This window comes from Bacteroides thetaiotaomicron VPI-5482, assembly GCF_000011065.1.
Lineage (GTDB): Bacteria > Bacteroidota > Bacteroidia > Bacteroidales > Bacteroidaceae > Bacteroides > Bacteroides thetaiotaomicron.
In genome coordinates this window covers 1439623-1454705 of record NC_004663.1, presented here as the reverse complement: position 1 = coordinate 1454705, position 15083 = coordinate 1439623, and the positions used below count along the sequence as shown (strand labels likewise).

The window sequence follows — 15083 nt, the reverse complement described above, 5'->3', positions numbered from 1 at the left end:
CTATTGTTCGTTTTTCAGTTCTGTTTCTTTACTTTGCTGCATCCGCTTGTCAATGTACGGTCCTGCGAAGCAGAGGGCAAAGGCTGTGTATATGGGGATGGAGTTGGGATATTGCATCACGTCGTTGGCATAGGCTGCCAGATAGAATCCGGCAGCGGTACAGAGCCAGGCAGTAAGTAAGCCTCGCAGGCGTTTGTTCATGATCTTGAACATCAGTATCCATCCGCACCATGCAAAAAGGACTCCGTGAACAGCCAGGTAGAGAACTAGACCGATGATTCCGGTTTCTACCCATACTGAGACTAACCAGGAATCCGGTGGATAGAGCATACGTTCTTTGGGATAGAAACGGTCGCCTTTGGATAACCCTATCCCATATCCAAAAGGCTTGTGAATCATCAATTCTCTCATTTTCTTTCGATTGTCTACACGTAATTGATAGGAAGCGTCTTGGCTAGGACGAAATGCAGAACGCATCTTGCGGATATATTGATTGTCATCTCCTATATTGGTACATACAAAAAACAAGAATAACAAGGCAAGAACTGAAATACCTGTAATACATGCTTTGCGATTGCGTGAAAGAATAATGAAACTCCCTAAAGCACCGATAGGCAGAGCTATCGCAGCCCGTGTTCCAGAAATTCCCATTCCGTAAATGGCGGCAATAATGACAATTATAAAATAGATTTTCAGCCATACACCTTTTATATAAAAAAGTGAAATTCCAAAAAGTGAAACACCCATAGCCATGTGTACGCCGAAGTTCGCTGCATCACTGAAGAATGAGAAATAACGAATACCGGACCAAATAATATGAGTTCTTGCTCCTCCCAAAACGTATAAAAAATACTGCTCACGTTCATTAAAACCACAGTTTTTTTGCCAATATCCTTTGGCTGCTGCCAAGAGGATGAAAAGAGACCATATAATTAGAAGCCACTGAATCCCCTTGATGTTACGGATTGCTAACGGTACGATGACAGCACATACAATAGGATATATGAGATAATGGGTGATGGAGATATTCCATGCTGCCTGAACATTGTTCGGATTAGCTATCTCTAATATGCAATAAACTCCCCATATCAGAAAAAGCATAAGCATACCATTACGACTTTCCGACCAGTCAATTTTTTCATGCATTCCGTACGCAAAGAGCAAAACAACGGCAAACAATGTACACATTAATGTTGCTACTCCCAATGGTATGTCTGTCACTGCATAAGCTGCTGCCAGCAGGAATTGGAGAATGAAAAGTGTATAGAAACTTTGCTTTGAATATTTGATAATTAATAAGAAAATAACTGTCATTAAAGGTAATGAACTAATCGTCAGAAAGAAAGGAAGGGAAGTACGAAAGAACATTTTGTATAATATATACAATCCTCCTGCCAATAGTAAATGTACCCATCCTTTATTGGCAAAATAGTTACCGGCTACTGTTAAGTATTGACTGTATTTTCCTTTATCATTCGTCATCTTCATCTCCTGATGTTGCCGGCTGCTTCTTTCTTTTTGTGAACGTAAATATACTTTCTGTCAATGCTAATTGTGACAGTCGGTATACTATTTTCCTCCAAAGTGTATATGGTGGAAGCATACCAGTGTAGTCTTCAACCACATTGCGGGATGCGTGTGTCAAGTAAACATAAAGTGGAGTTTTACCTACTTGTTGACTTAGCTTTTCTGACAAGAGCTTATCGGTCTCTTTCCAACCACGGTCAGCACGGGCTACGAGTATATTTAGATTAGCTTCTTGTAGTAATTCCAGCGATATGCTAGCTTCCCGCAGATTGGGATATTCAACGATGAGAATATCTTCTTCCTCTGATGTGTATAGATCGGTAATGCTTTTGGCCAGGTTGTATTCTCGTGAATCAATTCTGAAGTCTGACTTCCATGTTATTACTTTTGTTTTAAGTCCGATACTGTTCCAATATTTTTTTAGGGCTTCGATCACATAACTTTTGCCTTCCCCGCCTTCTGTGCTAATAAAATTGATAATGTAGGGCAATCCTTCTTTCTTTTGCTGACAGAAACGAAGGATACTATTGCTTAACTGTTTTGTAGCTATACTTTTTGATTCTTCAACATGATTGTGATACTCTAAAATAGAGTCTTTGGGAAAGGCGCCTAACATCGGAAGTCCAATCAAACGACGTGTACGAATAGAATCGCGTAGAGTACGGTCTAATAATTCAAGAATTAAGAAGAATCCCAAAATAAATAAGAAGGTACCGGCACACGCTGCCATTACCATTTTTTTCAAAGGAGTGGGCATGGCACTGATCGGATATGCCGGAGCATTCAACACTTTTAATGCAGCGGAGGTCATTTCCAAATTTTTTCTACGCATGAGGGCATCATTGTAGCTTTTCAATACAGACAAGTAATTTTGCTCTATAAAAGTTATGTTACGCTCTTGACGTTTGATAGTGGAACCTACTGGTGCAAACTGTCTGTATTTCTCGTTGAGGTCTATACGGCTTTGCTGTATAATTTGTAAGTCTGATTTGGCTTTTTCGTATTGCATGGTTACTTCAAGCCACTGTTCTATGATGTTCTCTTTAGCTATTCCTTCTTTGGTATATTTGTTCTCTACATATTTATTTGAAAGCTCGGAAAGCTCCTTGCGCGTTTGATTTAAGCGATTCTTATATTCCTGTAATGAGGCTTCTTGATTCTGATGATCACTTGAAATTGTTTCCATTTCTGAGATTTTTCCTGTAAGCGAAGCGGCTTCATTTAGTTTATCCAAGAACTGAAGATTGTTGATTACATGTTTGGCATTGCTGCCCATTTGCTTTTCCAGTTCGTTTAACATTGCTTTGGCGCTATTGTATGCAATCAGTACGTTTTGTTCACGTAACTCAAACTCTTTGTTGATGGCAGCGATTTCTTTGGTCTCATCGTAATAATTAATAACACGTTTTTCTACGTTATATTGCGTTAGTGAGTCTTCTTTAAGTCGAAGTTCCTTTCCGATGCGTTGAAGTTCGCTTTTAAAATATTCGATAACTTTATCTGTTTCACCATAACGGATTGCACTGTATTCGTTTACAAATTCTTTGGTCAGGATGTCAATGGTATTATAAGCGATACCCGGATCACTTGCCGTATAACTTATTTCAATCAGATCGCTGGCACCTTTACGCGCTACTCTGATTGCTCTGAGATCATTATAAGAGTAATAGGGCAAATTATAATAGAATACTCCATAGAGATAGTTTGCTTGGGTCGGTCTCAAGTAATTGAAAAAGTTGGCTACCGTTTTATCTTCGCTGTTTTTATCTATTAATGACAGTATTTCTTTCCCGTTCGGACTATTCTTTAGGTGTTCATATATTCTGTTGTAATTGCTGGCTTTGATGAATTCATTGTCTTCTTTTGGATTACCTTTGATCAGACTTCGGGCATATAATCGGATAGATACCCGTTTGAGTGTACTTTCAGCCTTGATAATGTTCATTAGGTTATCCATAGCGTTCTGAGTTGTCGCCCAATCCACTTTGTTATTTCCACCTTCTAGATTGTAGCCGGAAGCAGCACCAGTGTAGAGGGTTGCCTCTACGTTATATGTTTTGCCTATCATGCGTTTCCCAAAATAGTAAACAGCAAATGTTATAATGGCTGTTCCAATAAGTAACCACCAACGGATACGATATAGGAATCTGCTGATATAAAGGATGTATTCCATAAATGTATGTTTATTTGTTTCTTAAAATGGGAGTGTGGGTGACTAACTCAAGTATCATTAAACTCTTGCTTAGCTCGAATTTGCTGTTTTCGAATTTCTCTTGTGCGTCAGATTGGCGAGATTTTTCAGATGATAAAGTTCCCGAATCAATAGCTCCATTCGAGAAATCCTTTTCAGCTATACTATATTGTACATTAGCAAGCATGAGGGCTTCGGCATTAAGTTTAAGAATGTTTAATTGGGAGGTCGCAGTTGCGTATAGAAGGATAATTTCCTTTTTCATTTCCTCAAACTTAACTTCTCTTTCAAGTTGGGCGGTACGTACATTCAGTTTTTGGCGTTTTACCCGCGCTGTCAAGTCAAAGAGACCGTCCAAAGGAATGTTGACTCCTGCACCTACTGTATATCCGTTCTGTGCCTGTGTTGCATAGGTCAGGTAAGGTGCAATTGCTACATCTGTATAAGTAGACTCGTTACCGAACATACCATACTGGTAGCTGCCCCGTAAACTGAAAAAGCCTAAGAAGGCACGCTTCTCTTTTGCCAGAAGCTTCCGTTCAATTTGTTCTTTTACTGTAGCTAATTCATAGGTCGGAGCGCTTTTTGCGTTCTCGAAAAGAAGATCCAGCGGTGGAAGTGTAATGCTGGAATAATCACTTGGTTGTAGTTTTGAGTAATCGCTTACCTCTTGCGCAGTTACGCTTCCGATGGAGGCAAACAAAAATAGTAATCCTCCGAAGAGGTATCTGATTTGTTTCATAAATTAACCCTATTATCTGCTTTTGCTGTGTTATAGCAACGCAAATATAAGGATTAATTTTATTTAATGATGTTCTTATGGAAGCATTTTATCATCTTTCTTGTTAATTATGAGCAAATACTTATTTAGAATGCCTCCGTCATGTTGAAATAGAATAAATTCTGCTTGTTCACCATGTCTCTGCCGAAGTCAAGACGGACGTTCATACGGGGCTGAACTTCAATGCGTAAACCGAGTCCCAGATTAGGAAGTACACCTTCGATTTTGCCCGGAGTAGGGCCCATGAAGCCGCATCCTCCCCATGCTACGTAGCCTACATGATTCAGCATCTTCTTCACCCAATTGCTTTTGTCCGTATTTATCATCTGACGGTATTCTGCCATCATCACGTGGGATGACTTGTCGCGAAACTGTCCCATATAATAACCACGAAGGTCGAAAGGAGTGCCGCTGAGTGCGTATTTAGTCAATGGAACATTGCCGAATACATTCTTTGTCTGCACTGTCCAAGCCAATACTTTACGTTTGCCTAGGGTCTTGTATTGGCGGTAGTCTATTTCCAAACGGTAGAAATTATTATCGCTTCCGAAGGCTTTGTTGTACATCATCCCACGAAAGTCCAGATACGTTCCCCGATAAGCATTGGCGGGAACGTCACGGGTGTCGTACGTCAGCAGGAAACCGAGTCCGGAACTGAGGTTAGAGTAGCCGTGATCCGTACCGCCGGCGGCAATATACGATGGTTGCTCTATCATTCCTGCGGCAGGTTTAGTGATCTTGTCATAATTGAAGTCGATCTGCGGACCGGCAAAGAAGTTGCTTTTCCCCAGACGGAATAAAAACCACGGATTCACCTGCACACCGCTATAACGGTATTCGCTGGTGTCTTCGCCACGCGGATAGTCCTTGTTGGTGCTGTATCCGATGCCGTAGAAATTTTCCAGTGTATTCTTATATGCAAAGACTCCGAAGATGCGGAATCGGTCGCCTTTGAAGAAAAGCTGCGGTTTGGTGAACAGGTTCAGTCCTCCTTCGAACATCAGGGCGATGGCCATCGGCACCACCGAACGTTGTTGGGTAGTATCACTCGGATTCATCCGAAACGTCATCAATGCACTACCGCCGATCAGTAATCCGAAGTCAGGAGTATAGCTGGGGCCACCTAATATATTATAATGTAGATTACGTTTGGCTACACGCTGGCGTCGCAATTCTTTTTTGGAAAGGGTGGGGGTGGGATCTGCCGGGGCTACCCCGACTTCGTCAACAGAAGTTGTAGTCGTTTGCAGTTCATCGCTTTTTACTGCCGTGTCAGCCGTTTGAGCTAACGAAATATTGATGAATAGAAACATCATCAATATACCTATTGTATATCTTTTCATATTCTTTCTTGAAATCCGCTGCAAAGGAAACTATTTTATTTCGATTAGTTTTCATTCTCATAGATAATAAATCTAAAAAAGAATCGTATTTTTGCCAATTAATAATATGTAAAACGAAATTGCCAACGGATTACTATTAGCATACAGGCAAAGTTAATTTATAAACGATCTATAATGAATAAACGAATTTTATCAGTTTTTGTTTGCTGTGCCCTTTACTATTCTGCACAGGCACAGGACGCGAAAGGCGGCATCAGCACTGACATGATGCAGCAAATCAAACAGAGTTATCAGGGCACTTCTACCGACAAGGCTATCCGGAACGCCATCAGCAACAACGACATCCGTAAGCTTGCCCTGAACCAGGACAACATGAAGGGGATGGATACACATTTTTCTGTCAAAGTGAACTCCAAGGGGATCACCGACCAGAAATCGTCCGGACGCTGCTGGCTCTTCACCGGCCTGAACGTAATGCGTGCCAAAGCCATCGATAAATACCATCTGGGTTCTTTCGAATTCTCGCAAACCTATCCTTTCTTTTTCGACCAACTGGAAAAGGCCAACCTTTTCCTTCAAGGCGTCATCGACACCAGCGACAAGCCTATGAACGATAAAATGGTGGAATGGCTGTTCCGCAATCCGTTGAGCGACGGCGGTACATTCACCGGAGTAGCGGACATCGTAAGCAAATACGGCCTCGTCCCCAAAGACGTGATGCCCGAAACGAACAGCAGCGAAAACACCGCCCGCATGGCGAATCTGATCGCTCTGAAACTTCGCGAACAGGGGTTACAACTCCGTGACATGGCTTCGAAAAAAGCTAAACCTGCCGCTATAGAGAACGCTAAAGTGGAAATGTTGAGCACCATTTACCGTATGCTTGTCCTGAACTTGGGCGTACCTCCTACAGAATTTACCTGGACGCAATATAATGTCAAAGGCGAGCCTGTAGAAACCGCCACCTACACCCCGCTTTCTTTTCTGAAGAAATACGGTGACGAAAAGCTGATTGACAACTACGTCATGCTCATGAACGACCCCAGTCGCGAATACTACAAATGTTATGAAATAGACTACGACCGCCACCGCTACGACGGCAAGAACTGGACATACGTCAACCTCCCGATCGAGGACATCAAGGAGATGGCCATCGCCTCTCTGAAAGACAGCACCATGATGTATTACTCCTGCGACGTCGGCAAGTTCCTGAACTCTGACCGTGGTCTGCTCGACGTCAAAAACTATGATTACGACTCATTGATGGGCACCACCTTCAGCATGGACAAGAAGCAGCGTATCCAAAGCTTTGCCAGCAGCTCCAGTCACGCCATGACCCTCATGGCAGTCGATCTGGACAAAAACGGAAAACCGACCAAATGGATGGTTGAAAATAGTTGGGGTGCCGGAGCCGGTTATCAAGGTCACCTCATCATGACAGATGAATGGTTCAACGAATATACCTTCCGTCTCGTTGTGGAAACGAAATACGTGACCCCGAAAGCACTCGAAGTCTTGAAACAAAAACCGATCCGCCTGCCGGCATGGGATCCAATGTTTGCCGGCGAAGAATAACCAACCGACAAACACGCTGCATAGACTTGTACGCTGCAAGGTCTTCCGGCCTACTTTATTAAAGAACGTGTGCGAACACAAAAGGAATTACGGATATTTTTCCGTAATTCCTTTCTTTTTTCCTCCCGAATCACATTATTATTTATTACTTTTGCGGCAAATTTTATGAAACCATTATTTTATATAGCATGGCAAATGTAATAAAGTTACGTAAAGGCCTTGACATAAACCTGAAAGGTAAAGCTGCTGAGACGTACACAACAGTGAAAGAGCCGGGATTTTACGCACTCGTACCCGATGATTTTCCTGGAGTGACACCGAAAGTGGTTGTGAAAGAGCAGGAATATGTGATGGCCGGTGGACCCTTGTTTATCGACAAGTATCATCCTGAAGTGAAATTTGTTTCGCCCGTGAGTGGCGTAGTGACGAGCGTTGAACGTGGTGCTCGCCGTAAGGTATTGAACATCGTAGTGGAAGCTGCCGCAGAGCAGGACTACGAAGAATTTGGTAAGAAGAACGTATCCTCGATGGATGCAGATGCTGTGAAGTCCGCGCTTCTTGAAGCAGGTCTGTTTGCGTTTATCAAGCAACGTCCGTATGACATCATTGCAGACCCGACGGTAACACCGAAGGGCATCTTCGTTTCCGCATTCGATACCAATCCGCTGGCTCCCGACTTCGAATTTGCTCTGAAAGGCGAAGAAGCAAACTTCCAGACTGGTCTTGATGCCCTCGCCAAAATGGCAAAAACTTACCTGAGCATCAGCGTGAAACAGAAAGCCGCTGCACTGACACAGGCTAAGAACGTTACAATCACCGCTTTCGACGGACCGAACCCTGCCGGTAACGTAGGTGTTCAGATCAACCACCTCGACCCCGTTTCAAAGGGCGAAACTGTGTGGACAATTGATCCGCAAGCCGTTATCTTCATCGGTCGTCTCTTCAATACAGGCCGTGTGAATTTCACCCGCACAGTAGCCGTGACAGGTTCCGAAGTGTTGAAACCTGCTTACTGCAAACTTCAGGTAGGTGCATTGCTGACTAACGTATTTGCCGGAAACGTAACAACTGACAAAGATTTGCGCTACATCAGTGGTAACGTGCTGAGTGGCAAACAAGTTTCTCCTAACGGATTCCTGGGTGCTTTCCACAGCCAACTGACTGTAATCCCCGAAGGTGATGACGTTCACGAAATGTTCGGATGGATCATGCCGCGCTTCAACCAGTTCAGTGCCAACCACTCATATTTCAGCTGGTTGATGGGCAAAAAGGAATATACGCTGGATGCACGTATCAAAGGCGGCGAACGCCACATGATCATGTCCGGCGAATATGATAAGGTATTCCCCATGGATATCATGCCCGAATATCTGATTAAAGCGATCATCGCCGGTGATATCGACCGCATGGAAGCGCTGGGTATCTACGAAGTGGCTCCCGAAGACTTCGCACTCTGCGAATTCGTCTGCTCTTCGAAGATGGAACTCCAACGCATCGTCCGTGTCGGACTCGACATGCTCCGTGCTGAAATGGCATAATCCGCATGGCAAATTGTAAATTGTAAATCGTAAAATAGTAATATATTAATGAAAGCGTTAAGAAATTATCTCGATAAGATAAAGCCGAACTTTGAAGAGGGCGGTAAATTCCACGCATTCCAGTCGGTGTTCGACGGCTTCGAAACATTCCTGTTCGTGCCCAGCAAGACTGCGAAAACGGGAACGCACATACACGACGCGATCGACAGCAAGCGTATTATGTCGATTGTGGTTATTTCGTTAGTACCGGCGCTGCTGTTCGGTATGTACAACGTAGGTTACCAGCATTTCACCCACACAGGTGCTACTGGCAGCTTCATCGAAATGTTTATCTACGGATTCCTGGCTGTATTGCCTAAAATTATCGTATCATACGTTGTCGGTCTGGGTATTGAGTTCGTCGTAGCTCAATGGAAGAAGGAGGAAATTCAGGAAGGATTCCTTGTTTCCGGTATTCTGATCCCGATGATCGTTCCGGTAGACTGTCCGCTTTGGATTCTTGCCGTAGCAACTGCATTCTCTGTTATCTTTGCAAAAGAAGTATTCGGTGGTACGGGTATGAATGTGTTCAACGTAGCGTTGATCACCCGTGCATTCCTGTTCTTCGCTTATCCGACCAAGATGTCCGGTGACGCCGTTTGGGTATCCGGCGATACCATTTTTGGTATGGGACAGGCTGTAGACGGTCTGACTGTGGCTACCCCGCTGGGACAAGCTGCTACATCGGGCACGGTTCCTGCATTCAACATGGATATGATAACAGGTCTTATTCCCGGTTCTATCGGTGAAACAAGTGTGATCGCCATTCTGATCGGTGCCGTTATCCTGCTGTGGACAGGCGTTGCAAGCTGGAAGACGATGCTTTCCGTATTCGTTGGTGGTGCATTCATGGCCTGGGTATTCAATGCTATCGGCATGGAAAACAACACAATGGCTCAGATGCCTTGGTACGAACACCTTGTATTGGGTGGTTTCTGCTTCGGTGCCGTATTCATGGCTACCGACCCTGTGACATCCGCACGTACGGAAAGAGGTAAATACATCTTCGGATTCCTGATCGGTGTGATGGCTATCGTTATCCGCGTACTGAATCCGGGTTATCCCGAAGGTATGATGCTCGCCATCCTGCTGATGAACATCTTCGCTCCGCTGATCGACTACTGTGTAGTACAGAGTAATATCAGCCGTCGCGAGAAACGCGCTGTTAAGTCTAACCAATAATACCGAATGAAAATGAATACAAATAGTAATAGTTATACTATCATTTATGCTTCGGTAATGGTTGTTATCGTTGCATTCCTGCTGGCATTCGTTAGTTCTTCACTGAAAGCTACACAAGACAAGAATGTGCAGTTGGACACTAAAAAGCAGATTCTTGCTGCATTGAACATTAAAAATGTAGAAGATGCTGATGCCGAATATCAGAAATATGTAAAAGGTGATATGCTGATGAACGTAGACGGCACGCTGACTGAAAACACAGGTGAGTTTGCCACTAACTACGAGAAAGAAGTGAAAGAACACCAACGTCTGCACGTATTTGTATGTGATGTAGATGGTCAGACTAAATATGTGGTTCCTGTATACGGTGCCGGTCTTTGGGGCGGTATCTGGGGATACGTTGCTCTGAACGAGGACAAAGACACAGTTTACGGTGTATACTTCTCACACGCAAGTGAAACTCCGGGTCTGGGTGCTGAAATCGCTACTGACTGGTTCCAACACGAATTCGCAGGCAAGAAGACACTGGAAAACGGTGCCGTTGCTCTGGGTGTTGTTAAGAATGGCAAGGTAGAAAAAGCTGATTACCAAGTGGACGGTATCTCTGGTGGTACGATCACTTCGGTAGGTGTGGATGCTATGCTGAAGGCTTGTCTGAATAATTACATAAGTTTTTTAACTAAATAATAAGGAGGAGGATAAAGAATATGGGACAACTGTTTTCAAAGAAGAATAAAGAAGTATTCTCTGCTCCGTTGGGAATCGATAATCCGGTAACCGTACAGGTGCTTGGTATCTGTTCTGCACTTGCTGTTACTGCCAAGCTGGAACCCGCCATTGTGATGGGACTTTCAGTTACTGTGATTACAGCGTTTGCCAATGTCGTTATTTCACTGTTGCGTAAGACGATTCCAAATCGTATCCGTATCATCGTTCAGTTGGTAGTGGTTGCTGCTTTGGTTACCATCGTTAGTGAAATTCTGAAAGCGTTTGCATACGATGTAAGTGTACAGCTCTCTGTTTATGTAGGTTTGATCATTACCAACTGTATCCTGATGGGACGTCTGGAAGCATTTGCCATGCAGAACGGTCCTTGGGAATCATTCCTTGACGGAGTTGGTAACGGTTTGGGTTATGCCAAGATTCTGGTAATCGTAGCTTTCTTCCGCGAACTGCTCGGTTCGGGAACTTTGCTTGGTTTCAATATCCTGAATTATGAGCCTATCCAGAATATCGGTTATGTAAACAACGGTCTGATGTTGATGCCGCCGATGGCATTGATTATCGTAGCTTGCATCATCTGGTATCAGCGTGCACGTCACAAAGAACTGCAAGAAGAAAGTAATTAATATAAATGAAGGGTGAAGAAGGATGAATGAAGGTAACACTCATAAACTCGAAATTCTTCATTCTTAATTTTTAATTAAAATATATGGAACATTTATTAAGTTTATTCGTCCGCTCCATCTTTGTGGACAACATGATATTCGCGTTCTTCTTGGGTATGTGCTCATATCTGGCTGTATCGAAGAATGTGAAGACTGCCGTAGGACTGGGTATAGCCGTAACATTCGTGTTGCTGGTTACGCTTCCGGTGAACTATTTATTGCAAACCAAGGTGCTGGCTGCCAACGCTATCATTGAAGGTGTTGACCTCAGCTTCCTGAGTTTTATTCTTTTCATTGCCGTTATTGCCGGTATCGTGCAATTGGTGGAGATGGTGGTAGAACGTTTCAGCCCGTCGCTGTATGCTTCACTGGGTATCTTTCTGCCGTTGATCGCCGTTAACTGTGCTATCATGGGTGCTTCTTTGTTTATGCAACAACGCATCAATCTGGGTGCAAGCGATCCGAAATACATCGGTGATGTATGGGATGCGCTGTCTTACGCACTCGGTTCGGGTATCGGCTGGCTGCTGGCTATCGTCGGTCTGGCTGCTATCCGTGAGAAAATGGCTTACTCTGATGTACCTGCTCCGCTAAAAGGTCTGGGTATCACATTTATCACTGTAGGTCTGATGGCAATCGCATTTATGTGTTTCTCTGGTTTGAACATCTAAAAAGAAAGGAATAAGACAATGGATATGAATTTAATATTATCAAGCATTGGGGTATTCCTTGTGGTTATTCTGTTGCTTGTTGTTATCTTGCTGGTTGCCAAGAAATTTCTGGTACCGTCAGGTAACGTGAAACTAACGATCAATGGCGAAACAGGACTGGAAGTAGAGTCCGGTTCCACATTGCTTAATACGCTGGCCGTAAACGGTGTATTCCTGTCATCCGCTTGTGGTGGCAAGGGTTCTTGCGGACAGTGCAAATGTCAGGTACTCGAAGGTGGTGGCGAAATCCTGCCTTCTGAAGTTCCTCACTTCAGCCGTAAACAGCAACAAGACCACTGGCGTCTGGGCTGTCAGGTGAAAGTGAAGAGTGACATGGCTATCAAGATTGACGAGTCTGTACTCGGCGTGAAAGAGTGGGAGTGCGAAGTGATCTCCAACAAGAATGTGGCTACATTTATCAAAGAGTTTATCGTGGCATTGCCTAAAGGCGAACACATGGACTTTATCCCGGGTTCTTACGCACAGATCAAGATACCTAAATTCTCAATGGATTATGATAAGGACATTGATAAGAGCCTGATCGGTGAAGAATATCTGCCTGCATGGGAGAAATTCGGTTTGCTGGGCTTGAAATGTAAGAATGAAGAGGAAACAATCCGTGCTTACTCTATGGCCAACTATCCTGCAGAAGGTGACCGTATCATGCTGACTGTACGTATCGCTACCCCTCCGTTCAAGCCGAAAGAACAAGGTCCCGGATTTATGGATGTAATGCCGGGTATCGCTTCTTCTTATATCTTTACGCTGAAACCGGGTGACAAGGTAATAATGAGTGGGCCTTATGGAGACTTCCATCCGATTTTCGACTCTAACAAGGAAATGATGTGGATCGGTGGTGGTGCCGGTATGGCTCCGTTGCGTGCACAGATCATGCACTTGACGAAAACATTGCATACGACCGACCGCAAGATGTCATACTTCTATGGTGCCCGTGCGCTGAACGAAGTATTCTATCTGGAAGACTTCCTGCAAATTGAAAAGGATTTCCCGAACTTCACATTCCATCTGGCACTCGACCGTCCGGATCCTGCTGCTGATGCTGCCGGTGTGAAATATACTCCGGGCTTCGTACACAACGTAATTTATGAAACTTACTTGAAGAACCACGAAGCTCCTGAAGATATTGAATACTATATGTGTGGTCCTGGTCCGATGTCGAAAGCTGTAGAGAAGATGCTCGACGATCTGGGCGTTCCGGCTCAGAACCTGATGTTCGATAACTTTGGAGGATAATCTTCGGAAGTTGATTTCCGGTCGGAGAGGACCGGAAGAGTAACATAAAGAAACTGGCGGGAAATCTGTAAAAGACAATGGTGCTTTTCAGATTTCCCGCTTTCTTTATGCACTATCTTACCGAATCTTTTCGTCCTTTTTGTATCTTTGTCCCCATGTTAGAGAAAAATGAAATAATACAGTCCGCTCTTCAGAATTTGAAGATTGAATCTTTGAACTCGATGCAGGAAGCTGCGCTCGAACAGGGCACGGGCAGGAAAGATGTTATCCTGTTGTCACCGACAGGATCGGGCAAGACATTGGCTTATCTTTTGCCTCTGTTGCTTACCCTAAAACCGAATGATGACAGCGTGCAGGTGCTGATTCTGGTGCCTTCCCGTGAGTTGGCTTTACAGATAGATACCGTGTTCCGGAGCATGGGAACTTCCTGGAAAACGTGTTGCTGCTACGGTGGGCATCCCATTGCCGAAGAAAAGAAAAGCATTGCAGGAAATCATCCTGCCATTATCCTTGGTACTCCGGGACGTATCACCGACCATCTGTCCAAAGGAAACTTTGATCCCGAAACAATCGAGACTTTGATTATCGATGAGTTTGATAAGTCGCTGGAGTTCGGCTTTCATGATGAGATGGCAGAGATCATCACCCAGCTTCCGGGATTAAAGAAACGTATGCTGCTGTCGGCTACTGATGCCGAAGAAATTCCTCAGTTTACGGGACTGAACCGGACAGTCAAACTGGATTTTCTTCCGGAGGCAACCGAAGAACAGGAAAACCGGTTGAAGCTGATGAAGGTGCTTTCTCCTTCCAAAGATAAGATTGATACGCTTTACAACTTGCTTTGTTCATTGGGAAGCAGCTCCAGCATTGTCTTCTGTAATCATCGGGATGCGGTAGATCGTGTGCACAAGCTACTCGAAGATAAGAAACTATTAGCCGAACGTTTTCATGGCGGTATGGAACAGCCGGATCGGGAACGGGCATTGTATAAGTTCCGTAACGGAAGCTGTCATGTACTGATCTCTACCGACCTCGCTGCCCGTGGACTTGATATTCCAGAGATAGAGCATATCATTCACTATCATCTGCCTGTAAACGAAGAAGCGTTTACACATCGTAACGGACGTACGGCACGTTGGGATGCAACAGGTACTTCTTATCTGATTCTTCACGCAGAAGAAAAACTACCGGAATATATTCCCGAAGATATAGAAACGATGGAACTGCTGGAAAATCCTTCACGTCCTCCCAAATCTGTCTGGACTACTATATATATAGGTAAAGGAAAGAAGGAGAAACTGAGCCGGATGGACATTGCCGGATTCCTTTATAAAAAAGGTAATCTGACCCGTGAAGATGTAGGTGCGATTGATGTGAAAGAACATTATGCTTTTGTTGCCGTTCGTCGGGCAAAAGTGAAGCAACTCCTGAATCTTATTCAAGGGGAAAAAATCAAAGGAATGAAGACTATCATTGAGGAAGCCAAATAAAGGGAGCCGAAAAACAACAGGTGTTCTCAAAGCTGAAAGGTGAATTTCAAGAACCAAATAGGTGA

At 44.0% G+C, this 15083-nt stretch carries 11 protein-coding genes and 1 pseudogene; 8 read left to right on the top strand and 4 right to left on the bottom strand.

All coding sequences use genetic code 11. The features are described 5' to 3' along the window. The 4 genes from BT_RS05885 to BT_RS05870 form a co-directional block, all read right to left on the bottom strand. The gene (locus tag BT_RS05885) at positions 1-1488 is read right to left on the bottom strand and encodes an O-antigen ligase family protein (RefSeq protein WP_008765879.1); all 1488 of its coding nucleotides are present in this window, start codon (positions 1486-1488) and stop codon (positions 1-3) included. Next, the gene (locus BT_RS05880; RefSeq protein ID WP_008765878.1) at positions 1472-3700 is read right to left on the bottom strand and encodes a GumC family protein; all 2229 of its coding nucleotides are present in this window, start codon (positions 3698-3700) and stop codon (positions 1472-1474) included. The genes BT_RS05885 and BT_RS05880 overlap by 17 nt, the downstream gene beginning before the upstream one ends. A gap of 10 nt (positions 3701-3710) precedes the next feature. Next, positions 3711-4460: a TolC family protein gene (locus BT_RS05875; protein WP_008765877.1), complete on the bottom strand. Its 750-nt coding sequence runs from the start codon at positions 4458-4460 to the stop codon at positions 3711-3713. Positions 4461-4585: 125 nt separating this feature from the next. Continuing rightward, positions 4586-5815, bottom strand: coding sequence for a BamA/TamA family outer membrane protein (locus BT_RS05870; RefSeq protein WP_011107637.1), 1230 nt, complete (start codon positions 5813-5815; stop codon positions 4586-4588). A 201-nt stretch (positions 5816-6016) separates the two neighbouring features. Between BT_RS05870 and BT_RS05865 the strand changes: the two genes are divergently transcribed. The 8 genes and pseudogenes from BT_RS05865 (at position 6017) to BT_RS05830 (ending at position 15018) form a co-directional block, all read left to right on the top strand. After that, positions 6017-7417 (top strand): C1 family peptidase, encoded by a 1401-nt coding sequence (locus BT_RS05865; protein WP_008765875.1) that lies wholly within the window; start codon positions 6017-6019, stop codon positions 7415-7417. A gap of 67 nt (positions 7418-7484) precedes the next feature. Next, positions 7485-8955, top strand: a pseudogene (locus tag BT_RS05860) (Na(+)-translocating NADH-quinone reductase subunit A). A 48-nt stretch (positions 8956-9003) separates the two neighbouring features. Next, positions 9004-10176, top strand: coding sequence for an NADH:ubiquinone reductase (Na(+)-transporting) subunit B (locus BT_RS05855; RefSeq protein ID WP_008763477.1), 1173 nt, complete (start codon positions 9004-9006; stop codon positions 10174-10176). A gap of 12 nt (positions 10177-10188) precedes the next feature. Then, a complete protein-coding gene (locus BT_RS05850) occupies positions 10189-10863 on the top strand; it encodes a Na(+)-translocating NADH-quinone reductase subunit C (protein ID WP_008765873.1) in 675 nt (224 codons plus the stop codon). A 20-nt stretch (positions 10864-10883) separates the two neighbouring features. After that, positions 10884-11525 (top strand): NADH:ubiquinone reductase (Na(+)-transporting) subunit D, encoded by a 642-nt coding sequence (locus BT_RS05845; RefSeq protein ID WP_008763479.1) that lies wholly within the window; start codon positions 10884-10886, stop codon positions 11523-11525. Between the two features lie 83 nt (positions 11526-11608). Further along, positions 11609-12235, top strand: a complete 627-nt coding sequence (gene nqrE / locus BT_RS05840; RefSeq protein WP_008763480.1) for an NADH:ubiquinone reductase (Na(+)-transporting) subunit E — start codon at positions 11609-11611, stop codon at positions 12233-12235. Between the two features lie 18 nt (positions 12236-12253). Next, positions 12254-13528 carry an NADH:ubiquinone reductase (Na(+)-transporting) subunit F gene (gene nqrF / locus BT_RS05835; RefSeq protein WP_008763481.1) on the top strand — a complete coding sequence of 425 codons (1275 nt, stop codon included), beginning with the start codon at positions 12254-12256 and terminating at the stop codon, positions 13526-13528. A 155-nt stretch (positions 13529-13683) separates the two neighbouring features. Beyond that, complete coding sequence (locus tag BT_RS05830) at positions 13684-15018, top strand: DEAD/DEAH box helicase (RefSeq protein ID WP_011107635.1); 1335 nt, start codon at positions 13684-13686, stop codon at positions 15016-15018. The last annotated feature ends 65 nt before the right edge of the window (positions 15019-15083 follow it).

What these genes read in the sequence shown, in the direction of transcription:
- BT_RS05885 (WP_008765879.1), bottom strand. Translation starts at nt 1,488, where the DNA reads ATGAAGATGACGAATGATAAAGGAAAATACAGTCAATACTTAACAGTA.
- BT_RS05880 (WP_008765878.1), bottom strand. Translation starts at nt 3,700, where the DNA reads ATGGAATACATCCTTTATATCAGCAGATTCCTATATCGTATCCGTTGG.
- BT_RS05875 (WP_008765877.1), bottom strand. Translation starts at nt 4,460, where the DNA reads ATGAAACAAATCAGATACCTCTTCGGAGGATTACTATTTTTGTTTGCC.
- BT_RS05870 (WP_011107637.1), bottom strand. Translation starts at nt 5,815, where the DNA reads ATGATGTTTCTATTCATCAATATTTCGTTAGCTCAAACGGCTGACACG.
- BT_RS05865 (WP_008765875.1), top strand. Translation starts at nt 6,017, where the DNA reads ATGAATAAACGAATTTTATCAGTTTTTGTTTGCTGTGCCCTTTACTAT.
- BT_RS05855 (WP_008763477.1), top strand. Translation starts at nt 9,004, where the DNA reads ATGAAAGCGTTAAGAAATTATCTCGATAAGATAAAGCCGAACTTTGAA.
- BT_RS05850 (WP_008765873.1), top strand. Translation starts at nt 10,189, where the DNA reads ATGAATACAAATAGTAATAGTTATACTATCATTTATGCTTCGGTAATG.
- BT_RS05845 (WP_008763479.1), top strand. Translation starts at nt 10,884, where the DNA reads ATGGGACAACTGTTTTCAAAGAAGAATAAAGAAGTATTCTCTGCTCCG.
- nqrE (WP_008763480.1), top strand. Translation starts at nt 11,609, where the DNA reads ATGGAACATTTATTAAGTTTATTCGTCCGCTCCATCTTTGTGGACAAC.
- nqrF (WP_008763481.1), top strand. Translation starts at nt 12,254, where the DNA reads ATGGATATGAATTTAATATTATCAAGCATTGGGGTATTCCTTGTGGTT.
- BT_RS05830 (WP_011107635.1), top strand. Translation starts at nt 13,684, where the DNA reads ATGTTAGAGAAAAATGAAATAATACAGTCCGCTCTTCAGAATTTGAAG.